A 19,399-nucleotide genomic window follows, 5' to 3' on the forward strand; every position below is an offset into this window, starting at 1 on the left:
TGACCCTGATGGGCGCGGGTGTGCTGCTCGCGGCGGTCATCGCCGCGCTCGGGGCGGGGTTGGGCGCGCCGTCGCCCGCCCGGGCGGATGATCCGGTGACGTTCGAGGAGAGCCACATCGTCGACACCGTCGGCGCACTCGGCGACCGGGAGCCCGAGGTGGTCTCCGCCCTCGACGAGCTCTTCGCCGGTACCCAGATCGACCTGTACGTGGCCTACGTGTCAGGCTTCGACGGGGTCGACGACACGTCGACCTGGGCCGACCAGACCGCGGTGGCGAACGGGTTCGGCAACAACGACGTGCTGCTGGCCGTGGCCACGGATGACCGGCAGTATCAGCTGTCGGTCGCCACCGACTTCGTGCTCGACGAGGCCCAGCTCGCCGAGGTGCAGAACACCGCCATCGAACCGTCGCTGCGGGAGAACGACTGGGCCGGCGCCGCCATCAACGGGGCCACGGCCATGGAGCAGAGCGTGGCTGGCGAGCCCCTCAGCGCCCCCGCCATCACCCCCGGTGAGGCCGGCCCGAGCTCCGGTGGCGGTTTTCCGCTCTGGATCGCCGTGCTGCTGGTGCTGGCCGTGGTCGGGGGCATCATCGCGATCGTGATCGTGGTACTGCGGCGACGCGGCACTGCTCCCGTCACTGGCCAGGGCACGCCCGCTGCCGAGGCGCCGACGGCCGAGCTGAAACGGGAGGCGTCGAGCGCGCTGATCGAGACGGACGACGCCATCAAGACCAGCGGCCAGGAGGTGGGCTTCGCGCTCGCTTCGTACGGGGCAGCCGCCGCCGAACCCTTCCAGGCCGCCGTGAGTAGCGCGGCTGGCAAGCTCAGCCAGGCATTCACCCTGCAGCAACGCCTCGACGACGCCGAACCCGACACCGAGGAGCAGGTGCGGGCCTGGTACCGCCAGATCATCACCCTGTGCGCCGAGGCCAACCATGCCCTCGACGAGCAGGCCGCCGCCTTCGACGAGCTGCGCCAGCTGGAGGCCAACGCCCCGGCCGCCGCCGCCGAACTCGACACCGAGCTGGCCGCGACCGATGCCCGCCTCGATCAGGCCGAGACCCGGGTGGCGGAACTCGCCCGTCGGTATGCCGCCGCAGCGATCGACACCGTCGCCGACAACCCCGACCAGGCCGCAGAACGGCTCACCTTCGCCACCAACGCTCTAGCCGAAGCCCGCACCGGTCTCACCGCCGGCGAACCGAGCACCGCGGCCGTGGACATCCGAGCGGCGGAGGAGGCCATCGACCAGGCGCAGCTGCTGGTCGATGCCGTGGACCGGCTGGCCGCCGACCTGCAACGGGCGGAGTCCGGCATCCCGGCGATGCTCGCGGACCTGGAGGCCGACCTGGTCACCGCCCGCGCGTTGCCCGCGGCGGGCGAGGCGTCGGCCGCGGTTTCCGGGGTGATCGCCCGCACCGAGCAGACGCTGGCCGAGGTGCGCGGCAGCCTGGCTGCGCCGCCGATCAACCCGATCGAACTGCTGCACACCCTCGAGGCGGCGAACGTGGCCATGGATGCTGCGCTGCAGGGAGTGCGGAACGCCCAGCTGCAGGCGCAGCGCCTTCAGGCGGCGCTGGCCCAGAGCCTGCAGTCCGCGCGCAGTCAGGTGTCGGCGGCGGAGGACTTCATCACCGCCCGGCGCGGTGCGGTCGGCGCCGAGGCGCGCACCCGGCTGGCCGAGGCCGGCCGGTTGACCGCGCAGGCCGACTCCCTGGTGGCCAGTGACCCGGCCGCCGCGTTGGCCGTGTCCCAGCGGGCCGGCTCGCTGGCCGCTGAGGCGACGGCCATGGCCCGGCGCGATGTGGACAGCTTCTCACCCAACGACGATGACTTGGGCGACTTCTTCGGAGGAGGCGGCGCCAGCCGGCGCGGCGGCAGCAACGGCTCGATGGGCGCAGTGCTCGGCGGCATCCTGATCGGCCAGATCCTGGGCGGCGGCGGTGGCGGCGGCGGAATGTTCGGTGGCGGCGGCGGCTTTGGCGGGATGGGCGGCGGCGGCCGGCGCAGCAGTGGCGGCGGCTTCGGCAGCGGCCGCCCCGGCAGCTTCGGCGGCAGCGGCACCCGTGGCCGGCGCGGCGGTGGTGGCCGCTTCTGAGCCGTCGCCGCCCTTCGGCCCAGACCGCGAGATGACAGTTGGGGCCCGTCACCGGCGCCCCAGGGGGCCTGAAGCGTCATCTCGACGGCGACTGCGTCCGCGAGATGACAGTTGGCGCCCGTTGCGAGCGCCTCAAGGGGCCCGACGTGTCACCTCGGGACGCGCCGTGCCCTACCGCCCGAGGGCGAATAGCGGCGGGGCGGGCACGTCGACCGTGAGGTCGGCGAGGATGCGACCGACGGTGGGGGTGAACTTGAAGCCGTGGCCGGAAAAGCCGGCGCCCACGATCACGGGACCTCGGCGGTCGAGCACGAAGTTCGAATCCGGCGTGGTCGTGTAGGTGCAGCTGATCTCGGCGAAGTTGTCGGGGTCGGCGCCGGGCAGCCATTCGCGGGCGTAGCGGCGCAGGGCCAGCAGTTGCTCCGGCTCCGAAGCGAAGTCGCGGTGGTCGGGATCGACGACCGGGCCGACACCGTGCCAGCCGGCCTTGATGCCCTCGCCGGGGGTGTGCATGCCGTAGACGGGTGACCGCCAGTACTCGTAGCCGGGGGTGCCGGGCCGGTAGCCGTGGTTGAAGCCCGGCCAGGTGAAGCTGGTGTCGAGCACGGCGAAGTGCGCCGGCTGCTCCTGGGTGACCACCAGGCGTGGCAGCGGCAGCAGCCCGGCGAGCAGGGAGCCGGTCCAGGCGCCGAGCGTGACGATCACCCGCTTGGCCTCGAACTGTTCTGTGTCGGTGGCCACGAGCACCCGGTCATCGCCGAGCACGGTGAGGCGGGTGGCTGGCAGGCCGTGCTCGATCCGCGCACCGTGGCCGGCCGCGGCGTGCTGCAGTGCGTCGACCGAGACGTTCGCGTTCAGCCGGCCGGCCTCCGGCGTGTAGAGCACCTCGGTGTCGAAGCGGATGCCCGGCCACCGTTCCCGTGCGGCGTCGACCGCCAGCATTTCCGGGTCGAAACCCACCCCGGTGAGTGCCGCGTGCACCTGCGCGAACGGCTGGCCCTGGCCGTGGTTGACCAGGCCCACCTGCTCGAGCAGCGTGGTGTCGGTTTCGTCCTCGAGTTCGCGCCACAGCCGCAACGCCTCGACGAGCATGGCCACGTAGGTGGGGTCGGAGTAGCTGAGGTTGAAGTTCCGGGAAGCGCCGTGCGAGGCGCCGGTAGTGTGTCCCCGTTCGAAGCGTTCCAGCAGGGTCACCTCGCGGCCGCGGCGGGCCAGCTCCCAGGCGGCCGCCGAGCCCATCGCTCCGCCGCCGAGCACCAGGGTATCGACGCGGGTGGTCATCCCAGGACCTCGCGTACGGTGAAGTCGAGGGCGGCGACGGTGAGGGCGATCGAGTCCACGTCGATGCGTTCGTCGTTGCCGTGGAACAGCATCCGGAAGGTGCCGTAGTCCCAGCGCGGGCTGAGCAGGCCGAAGCCGTAGGCGGGGACGCCCCGGCGGCGGTAGAAGCGGGCGTCGGAACCGCCGACGCTGAGCACCGGCAGTAGGTCGGCGTTCGGGTAGGCGCGGGCGACGGCGGAGCTGAGTGCAGCGAACAACGGGGTGTCGACGGATGAGCGGGTGGACGCCTCGAACCTGTCGCCGACGATCTCGATGTCGACCATCAGCTCGCCGAGGGCGTGGCGCAGGTAGGCGTCGACGTGGCCGGCTTCGATGCCGGGCAGCACCCGGATGTCGAGGTCGACGGTGGCCAGCGACGGGATGACGTTCTCCTTGTTGCCGGCGCGCATGATGTTGGGCGAGATGGTGGTGTGGCTGGAGGCGTGGGCGAAGCCGGCCAGGGTGCCGAGCTCGTGCACGGCGTCGTCGATGCGGGCCGGGTCGGTGAGCCGCTCGGCCAGCTCGGCGGGCAGCCCCAACACCCCGACGTAGTGCCGCCAGTCCGCGGTGATCTGTACGGGCGCCTCGAACCGGGCCAACCGGCTCACGGCCTCGGCCGCGATCACAGCGGCGTTGCGGGCACCCCAGGGCGCCGAGCCGTGGCCGGGGGTGCCGTGCACGACCAGACGACGACCGGCGATGCCCTTCTCCCCCACCGTGGTGGTGATCGACGGCCGCACCCCCACGGGTGCGCCGCCGGATTCGGTGAGCACGAAATCGGCGTCGATGAGGTCGAGCCGGTGCTCGGTGAGCCAGCCCACCCCGTACCGGCTGCCGCTCTCCTCGTCGGCGACGGCCGCGAAGACCAGGTCGCCGCGGGGCCGGAACGGGCCCATGGCGAGGTCGCGGATCACAACGGCGTAGCTGGCCGTGAGGTAGAGCATGTCGAGGGCGCCGCGGCCCCAGATCTCGCCGTCGATGAGTTCGGCGGCGAACGGGTCGCGGCTCCAGCCGTCCCGGTCCACCGGCACGACGTCGGTGTGGCCGACCAGCGCCAGCGACGGAGCGGCCTTGTCGGTGCCCCGGAGGCGGGCGATCAGCGACGCCCGGCCGGGGTGCGGTTCCACCACTTCGAGCTCGAGCCCGGAGCCGGCGAAGAATCCCTCGAGGGTGCGCACGCTGCGAATCTCCCCGCCGGAGTCCGCGGTGCCGTCGTTCACGCAGGCGTTGCGGATGAGGTCGCGCAGCAGGTCGACTGTCTGGCGGGTCAGCACATCCGGGTCGGTCATCAGCGCACCGCCCCCGCCAGGCTCTCGGCGAACTCGTCGAGCAGCGCGCGGCCGGCCGGCCAGGCGCCGAGGTTGCTGGCGCTGTTGATGTGCCCGGCGCTGCCCACCTCCACGAACCCGGCGCCCCACGCGGCCGCCAGGGTACGCGCGGTGCCGAGGGCGCAAAACGGGTCATTGGCGCTGGCGACCACCAGGGCCGGAACGCCGAGCAGGACAGGGTCGGCAGAACGGAAGCTCGGGGCGGCCTGCGGGAACTCCGGCCCGAACCGGTCCGGCGGCGCGACCAGCAGGGCGCCGCGCACCCGGCCGGGGTTCTGCGCCAGCCACGCCGCGGCGGCCAGGCAGCCCAGGCTGTGCGCCACGAGGATCGTGTCCGGAGTGCCGACGGCCGTGTCAACGGCGTCGATCCAGTTCTCGAGGTCCGGTTCGTCCCACGAGGCCGGGCGGATGCGCACGGCATCCGTCTGTGTCGCCTGCCAGCGGGTCTGCCAATGCTTCTCGTTGGAGTCGTTGATGCCCGGCACGATCGTCAGGCTCAGGGGTGTCGGCATGGAACACACACTATCCATTGATGATTGTTCTTCGCCGGATGGGCTCTCACACGGGCACATCTGGAGGGGACGCGGTAGCTTCTAAGCGTTGACACCCTTCGAAAGGACACTCACATGACCAAGCAGTCGATCTTCGGCCGCATCGCCCAGCTCACCCGGGCGAACATCAACGCGTTGCTGGACTCCGCGGAAGACCCGGAGAAGATGCTCGACCAGATGGTGCGGGACTTCACCAACAGCATCGCCGACGCCGAAAGCGCGATCGCCGAGACCATCGGCAACCTGCGGCTGCTCGAGGACGACCACCGCGAAGACGTGCAGGCCGCCGGCGAGTGGGGCCGCAAGGCCCTCGCCGCCAGCCGCAAGGCCGACGAACTGCGCACCGCGGGCAACGCCGTCGACGCCGACAAGTTCGACAACCTCGCCAAGGTGGCCCTGGGCCGCCAGCTGCAGTCCGAAAAGGAGGCTACGGACGCCGAACCGCAGATAGCGAGCCAGACCGCCGTCGTGGAGCAGCTCAAGACCGGCCTGAACACCATGAAGACCAAGCTGGGCCAGCTCACCTCCAAGCGCAGCGAACTCATCGCCCGCTCCAAGACCGCGGCCGCACAGTCGCAGGTGATGGACGCCGTGAAGAGCATCGACATCATGGACCCCACCAGCGAGGTCAGCCGGTTCGAAGACAAGATCCGCCGAGAAGAAGCCAAGGTGCGCGGCGCCAGCGAGCTCGCCGCATCCAGCCTCGACGCGCAGTTCGAGAGCCTCGACGACCTCGGTGAGCTCACCGAGGTGGATGCCCGCCTCGCCGCGCTCAAGGCCGGCTCGCCCTCCTCGATCGAGCAGTAACGCACCACGTCACACCGCGTCATCCGGAACGGCCACGGGAATACCCCGGGGCCGTTCTGCATTGTCACCCCCATGACTACTCTCGGAATCATCGGTGCCGGTCATATCGGCAGCCAGCTCGCCCGCCTCGGCGTGGCCAATGGATACGACGTCGTGGTGAGCAACTCCCGCGGCCCGGCGACCCTCGAAGGACTGGTGGCCGAACTGGGGCCGCGGGCCCGCGCCGCCCGGCCCGCGGAAGCCGCCGCGGCCGGGGACCTGGTGATCGTGACCATCCCGCTGCACGCCATCGACACCTTGCCGCAGCCCGAGCTGGCCGGCAAGCTCGTGATCGACACGAACAACTACTACCCCCAGCGGGACGGCAACATCGCGGCCCTCGACGAGGAGACCTCGACGACCGCCGAACTGTTGCAGGACCTTCTGCCGGACGCCCGGGTGGTCAAGGCGTTCAACCACATCTACGCGGCCGATCTCACCACCGACGGCCAGCCCGCCGGGTCGGCGGATCGCCGCGCCCTCGTCATCGCCGGCAATGACCCCGAGGCCCGCGAGGCCGTCACGGCGCTGCTGGACGACTTCGGCTTCGACACCGTGGACCTCGGCCCGCTCAACGAGGGCTGGCGGATCCAGCGCGACACCCCGGGCTATGGCCCGCGGATGGACGAATTCGCGTTGCGGGAAGCGGTGAGCGCGGCCATCCGGTACCGGGACATGCCGCAGCCGGTCTAGGTTCACGCCCCCGAAGTGGCAGATGCGCCGGGCCACGGCCGAGGAGCATACTGGGGTGGTGTCCCCCAACTACGTGGTCGTGCCGCAGTGGCAAGGTTCGGTTTCTCCGCGCGCGATGCGCCTGGTCGACGGGGCTGAGGCGATCCAGGGCGACCTCCCCTCCTCGGTCACCTTTCCCGTCGACGTGCCTGCCGAGGCGGGCGATGCCCTAGACACCGGCATCCACCGGTTCTCCTCGCTGCTGACGGTGCGCGACCGGCAGCTGGCCGTCCTGCGCGCCAGCTCGGAGCCGGTGCTCACGATCGGCGGCGACTGCGGGGTCTCCTTCGGCGCCGTCGAGCACGCCTCCCTCCAGCACCCCGGCGACATCGCGCTGGTCTGGTTCGACGCCCACCCCGACCTGCACACCAGCGAGTCCTCGCAGTCCGGCGGCTTCGGCGGCATGGTGCTGAGGGCCATCCTCGGCGACGGTGTCGACGGCCTCGCGCTCGACGCCGACGCCCGGCTCACGCCCGACCGGGTGGTGCTGGCGGGCGTACGAGACATCGACCCGGCCGAGGATGTCTACATCACCGAGCAGGCCATCCCGCTGGTGCCCGTGGAGAGTTTCGGCACCCCGGAGGCCGTCGTGGCCGCGGTGAAGCGCACGGGCGCCGCGCACGTCTACCTGCACATCGACCTTGACGTGCTCGATCCGGCCACCATCGTCGGCCTGTCGAACATCTACCCGTTCGGCCTGGCCGTGGAGGGCCTCACCGCCGCGATCACGGCACTCCGCGCCGAATTCGCCCTGGCCGGCGCCACCATCGCCGGCTTCGCGCCCTCCTCCCCCGAGGCCGCCAACGACGACCTGCCCAGCATCCTGCGCATCATCAGCGCTCTCACCCGCTAGCTACCCTCTCGCGAGCGAGCTTGAATGATCGAAGGAGATCAACCATGACCACGGATGACCTGAGAGTCGTGACCGAGCGGCGGGGGCACCTGCTGCTGATCGGGTTGAACCGGCCGGAGAAGCGCAATGCGGCGGACTTCGCGATGCTGCAACAGCTCGCGTTGGCGTACGGGGAGCTCGAGCGCGACCCCGAGCTGCGCGTGGGCGTGGTGCACGCTCTCGGTGAGCACTTCACGGCCGGTCTCGACCTGGCCGACGTGGGCCCGCGAATGGGGCCGGACGGGATCGACATCGTCCCCGATGGCGGCATCAACCCGTGGCAGGTCGACGGCACGGCGCTGAGCAAGCCCGTCGTCATCGCCGTGCAGGGCACTTGCCTCACCCTGGGCATCGAGCTGATGCTGGTCAGCGACATCGTCGTCGCCGCAGAGTCCACCCGGTTCGGCCAGATCGAGGTGAGCCGGGGCATCCTGCCGTTCGGCGGCGCCACGATCCGGTTCCCGCGCGTGGCCGGCTGGGGCAACGCCATGCGCTGGCTGCTCACCGGCGACATGTTCGACGCCAGGGAGGCGCACCAGATGGGACTCGTGCAGGAGATCGTGCCGAACGGTCGCGAGCTGCACCGGGCCATCGAACTCGCTGAGCGCATCGCCGCGCAGGCGCCGCTGGCCGTGCAGGCCACCCTCGCCAGCGCCCGCACGGCGCTCCGCGACGGGCCCGCGGCGGCCGAGGCCGAACTCCAGCCCGCCCTGGCCCGGCTGGCCGCCTCCACGGATGCCCGTATCGGCATGGAGGCGTTCCTCTCGCGCCAGCCCGCCGCGTTCCAGGGTCGCTAAAAGACACATCCGCGCGTCGTCGACGTGCGGAAAAATACCCCTTCGGGCGCCGTGAAGGGCGGTTTGCGGCAACTGGGCGAACCGTTAACTCTGGATTCCTCCCGGGAACGGTCGGTAGGCTGCGACGATGACCGACTCTGAAGCGACGTCCGCCACCCAGACCTCGACATCCGCCGCCACCCGCACATACGACGTCATCGTGATCGGCGCCGGCGCCGTGGGCGAGAACGTGGCCGACCGCACCGTGCAGGGGGGCCTGAGCACACTCATCGTCGAGGCCGAACTCGTCGGCGGCGAGTGCTCCTACTGGGCGTGCATGCCCTCCAAGGTGCTGCTGCGCAGCGGCGCCGCCCTCGCCGCTGCCCGCCGGGTGGCCGGCGCGGCCGAAGCGATCACCGGTCGGCTCGACGTGGCGGCCGTGCTCAAGCGCCGTACCGCCTTCACCCACGACTGGAACGACGACAGCCAGGCCGACTGGCTGGCTTCTGCGGGCATCGACCTGCTGCGCGGCCACGCCAGGCTCAGCGGCACGCGCGAGGTCACCGTGCAGACGAAGGATGGCCCGGTCGTCGTCAACGCGACCCACGCCGTGGTGCTCAGCACCGGCTCCAGCGCGCTGATGCCCGACATCGACGGCCTGGCCGACGTGTCACCGTGGACCAGCCGGGACGCCACCTCGGTGACGACCCTGCCCGGCCATCTCGCCATCATCGGCGGCGGTGTCGTGGCCGTGGAGATGGCCGCCGCATACCGGTCGCTGGGCACCGAGGTGACCCTGCTCGTGCGGAGCTCCCTGCTTCGCGACCAGGAGCCGTTCGCTGGCGAGCTGGTGGCCGCCGCCCTCACCGACGCGGGAGTCGACGTGCTCACCGGCGCCAGCCCCACCGCCGCCCGCCGCACCGAGACCGGCCAGGTGGCGCTGGTGCTCGCCGACGGCCGCACAATCACGGTAGACGAGGTGCTCGTGGCCACCGGTCGGGTGCCGCGCAGCGAGGATCTGGGCCTGGAAACGGTGGGCCTCACCCCCGGCCAATGGGTGGGCGTGGACGACACCCTGCTCGTCACCGGCGACTCCGCCGCGCTGGCCGGAGACTGGCTGTACGCCACCGGCGACATCAACCACCGGGCCCTGCTCACCCACCAGGGCAAGTACCAGGCTCGGGCGGCGGGTGACGTCATCGCCGCCCGCGCGACGGGCCGGATCGTCGACGACGCACCGTGGGGCACCCATGTGGCCACGGCCGATCACGCCGCGGTGCCGCAGGTCACCTTCACCGACCCCGAGGTAGCCTCGGTCGGGCGCACCGCCGCGGCGGCAGAGAAGGCCGGCTACCGCATCCGGGTGCTCGACTACGACCTCGCCGGGGTGGCCGGTGCGAGCGTGCTGGCCGACGGCTACACCGGCCGCGCCCGCGCCATCGTCGACCTCGACACCGAGGTGTTGCTCGGCGTCACGTTCGTGGGCGCCGGTGTCGGCGAGCTGTTGCACGCGGCCACCATCGCCGTGGTCGGCGAGGTTCCGATCAGCCGGCTCTGGCACGCGGTACCCAGCTACCCGACCCTCAGTGAGGTTTGGCTGCGGCTGCTCGAGACCTATGGCCGGCCGCCGGCCACCAGCGACCGGAGCCTCTGATGCGGCGGCTCCTCATCGACTCCCCGGTCAGCCGGGCCGGCTATCTGTACGCCACCGCCGTTGGCCTGGTCTGGGGCGCGATCTGGAGCACCGGCCGCATCGAACGCCGCAGCGGCCTCTTGGTGTTCCGCGGCCTGCCCGCCTGGTCATTCGGCCGCGGCGGCTCCTGCGTTGGCGCCGTCTACCTCACCAACCAGAACGTGACGGCGGATGTGCTCGAGCACGAGGCCGTGCACAAGGTGCAGTGGCAGCGGTACGGCATGCTGTTCCCGCTGCTGTATCTCATCGCCGGGCGGGACCCGTTGAAGAACCGGTTCGAGATCGAGGCCGGCCTGGAGAAGGGCGGCTACCTGCGCCAGAAGCGGGAGGCTACGCGTGCTCCGCGCGGCCGTCGCGCCAGTACCCCATGAAGGCCACCTGGCGGCGGTCGATGCCGACCTCGGAGACGAGGAAGCGGCGCAGGCGCTTGATCACGCTGGCCTCACCGGCCAGCCAGGCGTAGAGCTCACCGTCGAGAGCTGAACCGTCGGGCACCTCCCAGAGGATGGTCTCGTCGATGTCGATGTCGGGGAGTTCGGTTCCGGTGTGGTGGGCGGTGATGAAGCGTGCGGTCCAGCCCTTCACCGCGGATTCCAGCGCGGACCCGTGGGCGGCGCCGTTACGGGGCAGCCAGGTCACGGTCACCCCATCGGGCGCGTCGGTCTCGTGCGTGTCACCGGCGTCCGGGACCTCGATGTAGGCACAGCCGCGTGCGGTGCGGGGCAGCGCGGAGAGGATGGCGCAGATGGCCGGGGCTGCGGTCTCGTCGCCCGCGATCAACACGGTGTTGGCGTTGCCGGGGGCCCACTCGATACCGACAGCGGGGTTGTCGCCGTCGGCGACGGGTCCGACGATGGCGACCTCGTCACCGACGAGGGCGGAGCGCACCCAGCGCGAGGCGGGGCCAGCGTCACCGTGGGTGACGAAGTCGATGTCGACCTCCCGGTGCTCGGGGCGGGCGTGCCGAACCGTGTAGGTGCGGATGGGATTGCGGCGCTCGTGGGGCAGGTCGCGCCAGGTCTCGTACCAGGAGTCGTTGCGCGGGAACGCCGAAACGCCGACCCCGGGCAGCGGCAGGACGATCTTGATGCGCTGGTCGAGGCCGGCAGTGCCGAATTCGTGCAGGTCGGGTCCGGTGAAGGTGACCCGGGTGAAATTGGTCGACAGACGTTGAACCCGAGCCACCGACACGGCGAACGGGCGGTAGCTGGGGCGCGGCGCCCGCACACGTGCGGGGGCCTGCGCGGGAGCGACTGTCGAAGTAAGCATGACCTAAGTATGGCATGCCTTACCTTGGTCGCACCCAGAGAGTCGGCTGTGACGTTAAGCGGCGATGACGTTAAGCGGCGGTGACCCAGTCGCTGCTGACGTAACTGCCGGCGCCGGAGCGCGTGGCGGGGCTGACGTAGCCGGTGGGAACCGCGGACGGACGACCGGTGCTCACGTAGCCGGCCGGTTCGGCGGCGCGGTCCGTGTGGGGGCTGGCGGTGCTGATGTAGGAATTCATGGTGCTCCTTGTCGGGGTGGTGCTGGTCGACGCAGAGCTTCATTGGACGCGTACTGGTGGTGGTGTGCGGGGTGGTGGTGGTGCGAGGCGGTCGCGCGGCCGGCCGGGGCCGGCCGCGCGATCGAAGGTGGTGCGGGCGTTGCGGCGTTACTCGCCGACGCCGACGAACTCGGCGGCCTCGTTGGCAGAGGTGACCGCAGCGTCGGTGGCCAGGTTCAGCCGCAGGCTTGCACCGAGGGTGGGGTCCACGTTCGTCCAGTACTGGATGGCGCGTTCCTTGACCTCGGGTCGGGTGACGCCGCCGACGGCACCGGTGATCGTCTCCAGGAAGCGGGCCTTGGCCGCGTCGTCGTAGACGTCGCGGTAGAGCGTGCCGGCCTGGCCGAAGTCGTCGTCCTCGGCGCGGAGGGTGGCGGCGCTTCTCACCAGCGCACCGTCGAACTCCCAGGTTCCATCGCCCGCGAGGGCCTCGTCGGCGACGGGGCCGCCGAGCGAGTTGGGCGCGTAGACCGGGGCGCTGGCGTCGTTGAAGGAATACCGGGCGGCGCCATCCTGCGAGTAGTTGTTCACCGGCGCCTGTGGGGCGTTGACCGGTAGCTGGTTGTAGTTGGTACCCACGCGGTAGCGCTGCGCATCCGGGTAGGAGAAGATGCGGGCCATCAGCATCTTGTCGGGGCTGGCCGCGATGCCGGGCACGAAGTTGGCCGGCGAGAACGCGGCCTGCTCGATCTCGGCAAAGAAGTTGCCCGGGTTGCGGTTGAGGGTGTGCGTGCCCACCTTGATCAGCGGGAAGTCGGCGTGCGGCCAGACCTTGGTGAGGTCGAACGGGTTGAAGCGGTAGGTCTTGCCCTCTTCGTACGGCATGACCTGCACGTGTACGTCCCAGGACGGGAAGTCGCCGGCGTCGATGGCCTCGTAGAGGTCACGGCGGTAGTAGTCGGCGTCGGCACCGGCGATGAGCTCTGCCTCCGCGCCTTCCATCTCGATGTTGCCCTGGTTGGAGGTGAAGTGGTACTTCACCCAGAAGCGCTCACCGGCAGCGTTGATCCACTGGTAGGTGTGCGAGCCGAAGCCGGGCATGGTGCGCCAGGAGCGCGGCAGGCCGCGGTCGCCCATCAGGTAGGTCACCTGGTGCGCGGACTCGGGCGAGAGGGTCCAGAAGTCCCACTGCATGTTCGCGTCGCGGAGGCCGGAGCCGGGCAGGCGCTTCTGAGAGTGGATGAAGTCGGGGAACTTGATGCCGTCGCGGATGAAGAACACCGGCGTGTTATTTCCGACGATGTCGTAGTTGCCTTCCTGGGTGTAGAACTTCACCGAGAAACCGCGCACGTCGCGCCAGGTGTCCGGGCTACCCTGCTCGCCGGCGACGCTGGAGAAGCGCTGCAGGGTGTCGGTGCGGGCACCGGGCTGGAACAGTGCGGCGCGGGTGTACGCGGACACGTCGCCGGTGACCTCGAAGACGCCGTGCGCTCCGCCGCCCTTGGCGTGCACGATGCGCTCCGGGATGCGCTCGCGGTTGAACTGTGCGAGCTTCTCGACCAGGTAGCGGTCGTGCAGGGCGGTGACGCCGTCGGCGCCGGCGGTGAGGGAGTGCTCGTCGCTGGGAACCGGGGTTCCGGTCTGGTTGGTGGTGGGGGGCAGTGTTGTCATGGTGCTCCTTCGTGTCATGTGCTGATCGTTCGCGTCGTTCAGAAGTTTTGGCAGTCGGGGCAGAGGCCCCAGAAAGTGACCTCGGCGGCCTGCACGACGAAGCCGGCGGTGTCCGACGGGGTCAGGCACGGGGCCTCGCCGGTCACGCACTCCACATCGCGCACGCTGTGGCAGTTGGTGCAGACGATGTGGTGGTGGTTGTCGCCCACCCGGCGTTCGAACAGCGCGGCGGAGCCGGCCGGTTCGATGCGGCGCACCAGGCCGGCGGTGGTGAAGGCGCCGAGCACGCCGTAGACCGCCTGCAACGACGTGCCGGGCAGCTGCCTGCTGACGGCCTCGAAGAGATGGTCGGCGGTGGCGTGCGGCGAATCAGCGAGCCCTCGCAGCACGGCGAGCCGGGGTGCGGTGACCTTCAGCCCCGCGGCGCGGATCTCGGCGGCGTGGTCCGCGGGATGGTCCAGGGCGCTGTGCTCCTGATCGTCCATTCCGTGTGTCTGCATGCCTTCACGCTAGCAGTTGTTTTGAACTACTCAAAACACGGGCGGCACCCGGTCCTGCCAGCGCAGCGTGCGTTCCAGCTGCGCCCCGAGGGCCAGCAGGGTCGCCTCGCCGCCCGGCCGGCCGATCAGCTGTACGCCCATCGGCAGCCCGTCGGTGGTCTGCGAGACGGGCAGCGTGATCGCCGGCAGCCCGCAGACGTTCACCATCGAGGTGAACGGCGTGTACTGCACCTGCTGGGCGAAGTTGCGTTCGCCGTCGACGGCGTCATACCAGCCCACGGGCCGCGGGGTGAGCGCCAGCGCGGGCGTGAGCACGGCGTCGAAGCCGGCCAGCTGGCGGATGAATGACCGTTCGTAGGCGGCCAGGGTCGAGAGTGCCTCGGCAACCGCCCTACCGGTCAGCTCGCGGCCGCGGTGCAGCAGCCACCGGGTGAGGGGTTCGAGCATGGCCTCCTGCTCCGGGGTCTCGGCCGGGATCCGGGCCGCGCTCAGCTGCCACAGGGCCCGGAACGCCGGCGCGTAGCTCGGGTCTGCCGAGAGCGCGGTCTGCTCGATGCCATGCCCCATCGCGGCGAACCCGTCCACGGCCACGGTGAGTGCGGCCAAGGCCTCGGGCGCCAGACTGATCTCGTAGGCATCGTCCCAGGCCGAGGTGGTCATCACGCCAAGCTGGAAGCGCCCCTCACCGCGGATGGCGGCGCCGAGCAGCTGCTCGTCTCCCCCTGGCGCGCGCACCGCGAACGGATGCTCCGGCCGGCCACCGTCCGGCGCGATCATGGCGTCCAGCAGGAGGGCGGCATCCGCCACGGTGCGGGCCAGCGGGCCTGCCACCGGGAGGCCGCCGGGCACGTCGAGGCCGCTCGCCGCGGGGATCCGGCCGCGGGACGGCTTGACCCCGACGAGCCCGCACGCGGCGGCGGGGATGCGCACCGATCCGCCGCCGTCACTGCCGGGCGCGAACGGCAGCAGCCGGGCGGCCACCGCAACGGCGGCGCCGCCGCTGGAGCCACCGGCTCCGAAAGCGGGGTTCCAGGGATTGCGGGCCGGCGGGGCGGCCAGGCTCTCGGTGTAAGCGGGCAGGCCGAACTCGGGCGTGTTGGTCTTGCCCAGGCTGATGCCGCCGGCGGTGTCGAGAGCCTGCACGAGCAGGTCGCTGGTCTCCGGCACGTTGTCCCGCATCAGCCGCGAGCCCAGGCGCGCGGGCACACCGGCACGCAACTGCAGGTCCTTGTCGCCGAAGGGCAGGCCCCACAGCGGCGCGGTGCGGGACACCTCGGTCTCCACGAACCGGGCCCTGGCCAGGGCGGCCGTCGCGGTCACGGTGACGAAGGCACCGAGCCCGGGGTTCAGGCGCTCGATGCGGGCCAGGTAGTGCTCGGTGAGGTCGGTGGGGCTGATGTCGCCCTGCTGCAGCGACCGCCACTGTTCGAGGGCGGTCAGTTCGAAGAGGTCGGCCATCCCCCGAGCCTAGTTCTGGCTACAGTGTCGCCATGACCCCATGGCTGGTGCGGCATCCTCTCACCGCCGGCTGACTCTGGGTGGGCTTCTGGTTCGCGGTGATACTGGTGCAGGAGCTGGCCGGGGCGCCCACCTGGGCCCGGTACCCGGCCATCGTGCTCGCCGCATTTCCCACCCTCTCCGCCACCCTGTTCGTGCTCGCCGCCACGCCGCGCAGCCACCTGCTGCCGGTGCGGGAAAGCGTGCTGGCGCATTTCTTCGTGCTGCGCGGCTGGCGCCAGTTTCCGGCTCGGGTGCCGGACCAGCGGGACGTCCCTGCGGAGTTCCTGCACGAGCGGCCGGAGCTGCGTACCGTGGCGATCGGCCTCGCCCACCCCGGGCTGCTGCTGGTCGGCGGTGCCGGGTCGTCGCTTCTGGTGCTCACTCTCGGCAGAGTCGACCTGACCCTGGTGATGTGATCGCTGGCGCTGAAAACCCCGGCGCGGGTAGCCTCGGAGAATGACCCGCACCAACACTGCCGCCCTGTACAACCCGATGGGCACTACCGCCCTGGTCACCGGCGCCTCGAGCGGGCTCGGCGTTGGCTTCGCGCACGAGCTCGCCCGCCGCGGAGCCGACCTCGTGCTCACGGCCCGGCGGCTCGATCGGCTCGAGGCCCTCGCGGTGGAGCTGGCCGAGAAGTACGGCACCGTGTCGACGGTGATTCCGCTCGACCTAGCCGAACCCGGCGCCGTTGCAGAGCTGGTGCGGAACCTGACCGAACGCGACATCCGGGTGGCCACCCTGATCAACAACGCCGGCTTCGGCCACTTCGGCAGCCTGGTGGATGCGCCGGCCGACCGGGTTCACGACCAGGTCGCCGTGAATGTGGCGGCGCTGACCGACCTCACCCATGCCCTGCTGCCCGGCCTGCAATCCGCGGCCCTGGCCCATCCGCACGGCGCCGCACTGGTGAACCTGGCCAGCACCGCGGCGTTCCAGCCGGTGCCCCGGCTGGCCGTCTACGCCGCCGCCAAGGCCTACGTGCTCAGCCTCACCGAGGCGCTCTGGTACGAGACCAGGGCCACCGGCCTCAAGGTCACCGCGGTGTGCCCCGGCCCCACCGAGACCGAGTTCTACGCCGTCGCCCGGCGATCACCGTCCGGGCCGCGGCGCCTGATGAGCGTCGACGAGGTGATGCGTACGGCCTTCGCCGCGCTCGACGCGGCCGCGACTCCCCCACACACCGTCGTCGGCACCCAGAACCGGGTCGCCGCGTGGCTGGCCGGCACGGCACCGCGGCGTGCCGTGGTGACGGTGACGGGGCGGTTGTCGCGCCGCTGATTTATTGAACAGCTGAGTTATTGAACAGCTGAGTTATTGAACAGCTGAGTTATTGAACTGCTGAGTTCTTACTTCAGGCTCTTCTGCAGCAGCACCGTGCCGAGCCAGCGCTCGAACTTGAAGCCGACCTTGCCCATCCGGCCGATCTCCTCGAAGCCGAAGTCCTGGTGCAGCTTGATCGAGGCCTCCGCACCCTGGTCGGCGATCACGGCGATGATCTCCTTGAGGCCGGCGGCCCTGGACCGTTCGATGAGCTCGGCCAGCAGCACCCGGCCCAGGCCCTTGCCGGTGGAGGCTGCGCCCAGGTAGATGGAGTTCTCGACGGTGAACCTGTAGGCCTTCTTCTGCTTCCACGGGCTCACCAGCGCATAGCCGAGCAGCTGGCCGGCCGGTGACTCGGCGACGATGAACGGCATGCCGAGCTTGGCCAGGTAGTGGAACTTGTCGCGCCACTCGACGAGCGTCATCGCATCCTCGTCGAAGGTGACGGTGCTGTTGGCGACGTAATAGTTGTAGATCTCCTGGATGTCGGGCAGGTCGGTGTCGACGGCGTCGCGCAGCGCGTACTCGAACGGGGCCTCCGGCATCGGCGCCGGCGACAGGTGACGCGGCAGCCGACGACGCGGCTGGTATTCCTCTTCTAGCACCGGACGGGTCCTCTCCACATGGTGTTCAGATTACCGTCAGCGACCAGTCGACGGGCACCGCACCCTGCGCGGCCAGCAGCGTGTTCGCCCGGCTGAACGGGCGTGATCCGGTGAATCCGCGCCGGGCCGACAGGGGGCTCGGATGTGCTGACACGATCGTGGGGGTGGCGCCAAGCAGCGGGGCGAGGTTCTCGGCATCCTTGCCCCACAGGATCGCGACGAGCGGAGTGCCGCGGGCGGCCAGCGCCCGGATGGCCTGCTCGGTCACGGCCTCCCAGCCGTGCCGCCGGTGCGAGCCCGCTGCGCCGGCCCGCACGGTGAGCACCCGGTTGAGCAGCAGCACGCCGTGCCGGGCCCAGGGGGTCAGGTCACCGGTGGCCGGGATCGGCAGGCCGAGATCGTCGTGCAACTCGGCGAAGATATTGCCGAGGCTGCGCGGCACCGGGCGTACCTCCGCGGCCACCGAGAAGGCCAGGCCTACCGGATGCCCGGGGGTCGGATACGGGTCCTGGCCCACGATGAGCACCCGCACGTCGTCGAACGGCTGCCGGAAGGCGCGCAGGATCTGCTCCGGCGCGGGCAACACCTGTTCGCCGGCCGCGGCCTCCGCCCGCGCGAAGGCGAGCGGAGCCGCGAACGGGGCTACGGTGCTGACGTCGACCGCAGCCGCCGGCGTGCCGGGCAGGCCGAAGGCTCGCGCCCAACCCGGTTCGATCAGTGCCGGTCCAATCAGCGCCGGTTCAGCCATCCGCTCAGGCGCCGAAGGTGCTCACCAGCACCCCGCCCTCGGATTCGCTGACGGTCCAGACGCTGCCGGCGCCGGCCACGCCGAGGGTGCCCTGGCCCACGATCAGCACGGTGCCCTCGTCGACGGCAAGGCCGCCGCGGATGAGTCCGGCTTCCGTGGCGGCGACCATGCGCGACAGGGTGCCCCACTGGGCCACGTGCACGTCCACGGTCACGTCGAGAAGGCCGATGCCGTTCTCGATGGTGATCTCGTCGAGCTCCTCAGAGGCCTCCTGCGGGCTCACCGGCACGCCGCCGATGCGCCAGCCGCCGAGCAGGGCCCGTTCGGCCGCGATCATCGCCCCGGCGGAGTAACCCAGGTACGGGATGCCGGCGGCCACCTGGCGACGGATCTCACCGGCAATGGGCGCGAGGGCCGTCAGGTAGGCGGGGGTGAGGCCGCCGCCGATGACGATGCCGTCGGCATCCGCCACCGCAAGCAAGGTGGCGAGGCCGTCGAGGGCCAGCGCGGTGATGACGGGTTCGACGGGGCCGGCGGCCTCGAGCGCGGCGACGAGCTTGGCGGCGTGGTCGTCACCGTCCCCGTCCCGAACCACGATGATCGCGATGCGCGGGTCGGTGCGGCCGGCAGCACCGGCGCGCAGGGCGGCCTCGGCCAGGAACGGCCCGTAGACCGCCGCGTCAGTCTCGGAGTCGTTTTCGGGCGTCCAGCCGCCGCCGACGAGGTGGATGCTCATGCGTCCACCACCGCGGTCAGCGGGGTGGCGGTGACGGGCGGCAACGCCGACCACGGGAAGACGATCCAGCCGTCGGTCTCGCGCCAGGTGAAGTCCGGCACATGCACGGTGCGCGGCTTGGTGTACAGCGTCGCGGAGCGCACCTCGCCGGCCGATTCCTTGAGGATGCCGACGACGAGGGCGAGGGTATGGCCGGAGTCGGAGACGTCGTCGACCAGCAGCACCCGCAGGCCGGCGAGCGCGGGGGCGTCGAGCATCGGGCCGGACAGCACGGGCTCGGGCAGGCGCTCGTCGATGCCGGTGTAGAACTCCACGTTGATGGAGCCGCAGTTCTTGGTGCCGAGGGCGTAGGAGATGGCTCCGGCGAGCAGCAGCCCGCCGCGGGCGATGGCGATCACAACGTCGGGCTGGAAGCCGCTGGCCAGCACCGTCGAAGCCAGCGACCTGGAGGCGTCGGCGAAGTCGGTCCACTCCAGCACCTCGCGCGGCGGGTCGACGGTGGCGGGGGGCGCGGTTTGCTGGTCGGATTGCATTTGTCAATGGTAGAACCTCGGGCACCCGCCGTGCGCGGACCAAGGGCCCGGTGTTGT

General features: G+C 70.9%; 21 protein-coding genes. 9 read left to right on the plus strand and 12 right to left on the minus strand.

Annotation, left to right across the window (positions count from 1 at the left end; all coding sequences use genetic code 11):
- Positions 1 to 8 precede the first annotated feature (8 nt).
- Positions 9 to 2,102 carry a TPM domain-containing protein gene (locus tag E3O42_RS06970; RefSeq protein ID WP_134453315.1) on the plus strand — a complete coding sequence of 698 codons (2,094 nt, stop codon included), beginning with the start codon at positions 9 to 11 and terminating at the stop codon, positions 2,100 to 2,102.
- 171 nt (positions 2,103 to 2,273) lie between these two features.
- On the opposite strand, the gene E3O42_RS06975 is transcribed toward E3O42_RS06970, so the two are convergent.
- From E3O42_RS06975 to E3O42_RS06985, 3 genes are read right to left on the minus strand one after another with little or no spacing between them, the layout of a single operon-like run.
- Positions 2,274 to 3,383 carry an FAD-dependent oxidoreductase gene (locus E3O42_RS06975; protein ID WP_134453249.1) on the minus strand — a complete coding sequence of 370 codons (1,110 nt, stop codon included), beginning with the start codon at positions 3,381 to 3,383 and terminating at the stop codon, positions 2,274 to 2,276.
- Positions 3,380 to 4,711: a M20/M25/M40 family metallo-hydrolase gene (locus E3O42_RS06980; RefSeq protein ID WP_134453250.1), complete on the minus strand. Its 1,332-nt coding sequence runs from the start codon at positions 4,709 to 4,711 to the stop codon at positions 3,380 to 3,382. The genes E3O42_RS06975 and E3O42_RS06980 overlap by 4 nt, the downstream gene beginning before the upstream one ends.
- Complete coding sequence (locus E3O42_RS06985; RefSeq protein WP_134453251.1) at positions 4,711 to 5,262, minus strand: RBBP9/YdeN family alpha/beta hydrolase; 552 nt, start codon at positions 5,260 to 5,262, stop codon at positions 4,711 to 4,713. The genes E3O42_RS06980 and E3O42_RS06985 overlap by 1 nt, the downstream gene beginning before the upstream one ends.
- Positions 5,263 to 5,376: 114 nt before the next feature.
- Here E3O42_RS06985 and E3O42_RS06990 point away from each other — a divergent pair, with 114 nt between their 5' ends.
- The 6 genes from E3O42_RS06990 to E3O42_RS07015 all read left to right on the plus strand — a co-directional run bounded on the left by E3O42_RS06990 (position 5,377) and on the right by E3O42_RS07015 (position 10,611).
- Positions 5,377 to 6,108, plus strand: a complete 732-nt coding sequence (locus E3O42_RS06990) for a PspA/IM30 family protein (protein ID WP_134453252.1) — start codon at positions 5,377 to 5,379, stop codon at positions 6,106 to 6,108.
- Positions 6,109 to 6,180: 72 nt separating this feature from the next.
- Positions 6,181 to 6,840 (plus strand): NADPH-dependent F420 reductase, encoded by a 660-nt coding sequence (locus E3O42_RS06995; protein WP_134453253.1) that lies wholly within the window; start codon positions 6,181 to 6,183, stop codon positions 6,838 to 6,840.
- Positions 6,841 to 6,898: 58 nt separating this feature from the next.
- Entirely contained in the window at positions 6,899 to 7,732 is an 834-nt protein-coding gene (locus E3O42_RS07000; protein WP_134453316.1) for an arginase family protein, read from the plus strand.
- Between the two features lie 44 nt (positions 7,733 to 7,776).
- Positions 7,777 to 8,568 (plus strand): crotonase/enoyl-CoA hydratase family protein, encoded by a 792-nt coding sequence (locus E3O42_RS07005; protein WP_134453254.1) that lies wholly within the window; start codon positions 7,777 to 7,779, stop codon positions 8,566 to 8,568.
- 127 nt (positions 8,569 to 8,695) lie between these two features.
- Complete coding sequence (locus tag E3O42_RS07010) at positions 8,696 to 10,201, plus strand: dihydrolipoyl dehydrogenase family protein (protein WP_134453255.1); 1,506 nt, start codon at positions 8,696 to 8,698, stop codon at positions 10,199 to 10,201.
- A complete protein-coding gene (locus tag E3O42_RS07015) occupies positions 10,201 to 10,611 on the plus strand; it encodes a Fe-S oxidoreductase (RefSeq protein WP_134453256.1) in 411 nt (136 codons plus the stop codon). Before E3O42_RS07010 ends, E3O42_RS07015 begins: the two co-directional genes overlap by 1 nt.
- Here the strand turns inward: E3O42_RS07015 and E3O42_RS07020 are convergent.
- The 5 genes from E3O42_RS07020 to E3O42_RS07035 all read right to left on the minus strand — a co-directional run bounded on the left by E3O42_RS07020 (position 10,571) and on the right by E3O42_RS07035 (position 15,355).
- Positions 10,571 to 11,509 (minus strand): siderophore-interacting protein, encoded by a 939-nt coding sequence (locus E3O42_RS07020; RefSeq protein WP_134453257.1) that lies wholly within the window; start codon positions 11,507 to 11,509, stop codon positions 10,571 to 10,573. The two genes, E3O42_RS07015 and E3O42_RS07020, sit on opposite strands and share 41 nt — an antisense overlap.
- Positions 11,510 to 11,579: 70 nt before the next feature.
- On the minus strand, positions 11,580 to 11,747 hold the full coding sequence (locus tag E3O42_RS17950; RefSeq protein WP_166787919.1) for a hypothetical protein: 168 nt from the start codon (positions 11,745 to 11,747) through the stop codon (positions 11,580 to 11,582).
- A gap of 147 nt (positions 11,748 to 11,894) precedes the next feature.
- The gene (locus tag E3O42_RS07025) at positions 11,895 to 13,397 is read right to left on the minus strand and encodes a catalase (protein ID WP_134453258.1); all 1,503 of its coding nucleotides are present in this window, start codon (positions 13,395 to 13,397) and stop codon (positions 11,895 to 11,897) included.
- A gap of 38 nt (positions 13,398 to 13,435) precedes the next feature.
- Positions 13,436 to 13,882, minus strand: coding sequence for a Fur family transcriptional regulator (locus E3O42_RS07030; protein WP_134453317.1), 447 nt, complete (start codon positions 13,880 to 13,882; stop codon positions 13,436 to 13,438).
- Positions 13,883 to 13,927: 45 nt separating this feature from the next.
- The gene (locus tag E3O42_RS07035) at positions 13,928 to 15,355 is read right to left on the minus strand and encodes an amidase (RefSeq protein ID WP_134453259.1); all 1,428 of its coding nucleotides are present in this window, start codon (positions 15,353 to 15,355) and stop codon (positions 13,928 to 13,930) included.
- An 80-nt stretch (positions 15,356 to 15,435) separates the two neighbouring features.
- Between E3O42_RS07035 and E3O42_RS07040 the strand changes: the two genes are divergently transcribed.
- On the plus strand, positions 15,436 to 15,813 hold the full coding sequence (locus E3O42_RS07040) for a hypothetical protein (RefSeq protein WP_134453260.1): 378 nt from the start codon (positions 15,436 to 15,438) through the stop codon (positions 15,811 to 15,813).
- A 40-nt stretch (positions 15,814 to 15,853) separates the two neighbouring features.
- Positions 15,854 to 16,678: an SDR family NAD(P)-dependent oxidoreductase gene (locus E3O42_RS07045; RefSeq protein ID WP_241984690.1), complete on the plus strand. Its 825-nt coding sequence runs from the start codon at positions 15,854 to 15,856 to the stop codon at positions 16,676 to 16,678.
- Positions 16,679 to 16,746: 68 nt separating this feature from the next.
- Here the strand turns inward: E3O42_RS07045 and E3O42_RS07050 are convergent, their stop codons facing one another.
- Genes E3O42_RS07050 through E3O42_RS07065 form a run of 4 tightly spaced genes read right to left on the minus strand, consistent with a single transcriptional unit; the run spans position 16,747 to position 19,342 of the window.
- Positions 16,747 to 17,325 carry a GNAT family N-acetyltransferase gene (locus E3O42_RS07050; RefSeq protein WP_166787920.1) on the minus strand — a complete coding sequence of 193 codons (579 nt, stop codon included), beginning with the start codon at positions 17,323 to 17,325 and terminating at the stop codon, positions 16,747 to 16,749.
- 25 nt (positions 17,326 to 17,350) lie between these two features.
- Positions 17,351 to 18,073, minus strand: a complete 723-nt coding sequence (locus E3O42_RS07055) for a uracil-DNA glycosylase (protein WP_134453261.1) — start codon at positions 18,071 to 18,073, stop codon at positions 17,351 to 17,353.
- Between the two features lie 4 nt (positions 18,074 to 18,077).
- Positions 18,078 to 18,809, minus strand: a complete 732-nt coding sequence (locus tag E3O42_RS07060; RefSeq protein ID WP_134453262.1) for a Type 1 glutamine amidotransferase-like domain-containing protein — start codon at positions 18,807 to 18,809, stop codon at positions 18,078 to 18,080.
- Entirely contained in the window at positions 18,806 to 19,342 is a 537-nt protein-coding gene (locus tag E3O42_RS07065; RefSeq protein ID WP_134453263.1) for a phosphoribosyltransferase, read from the minus strand. Before E3O42_RS07065 ends, E3O42_RS07060 begins: the two co-directional genes overlap by 4 nt.
- Positions 19,343 to 19,399: the final 57 nt, after the last annotated feature.

Origin of the sequence: Cryobacterium adonitolivorans, assembly GCF_004402695.1 — a bacterium.
GTDB classification, from domain to species: Bacteria; Actinomycetota; Actinomycetes; order Actinomycetales; family Microbacteriaceae; genus Cryobacterium; species Cryobacterium adonitolivorans.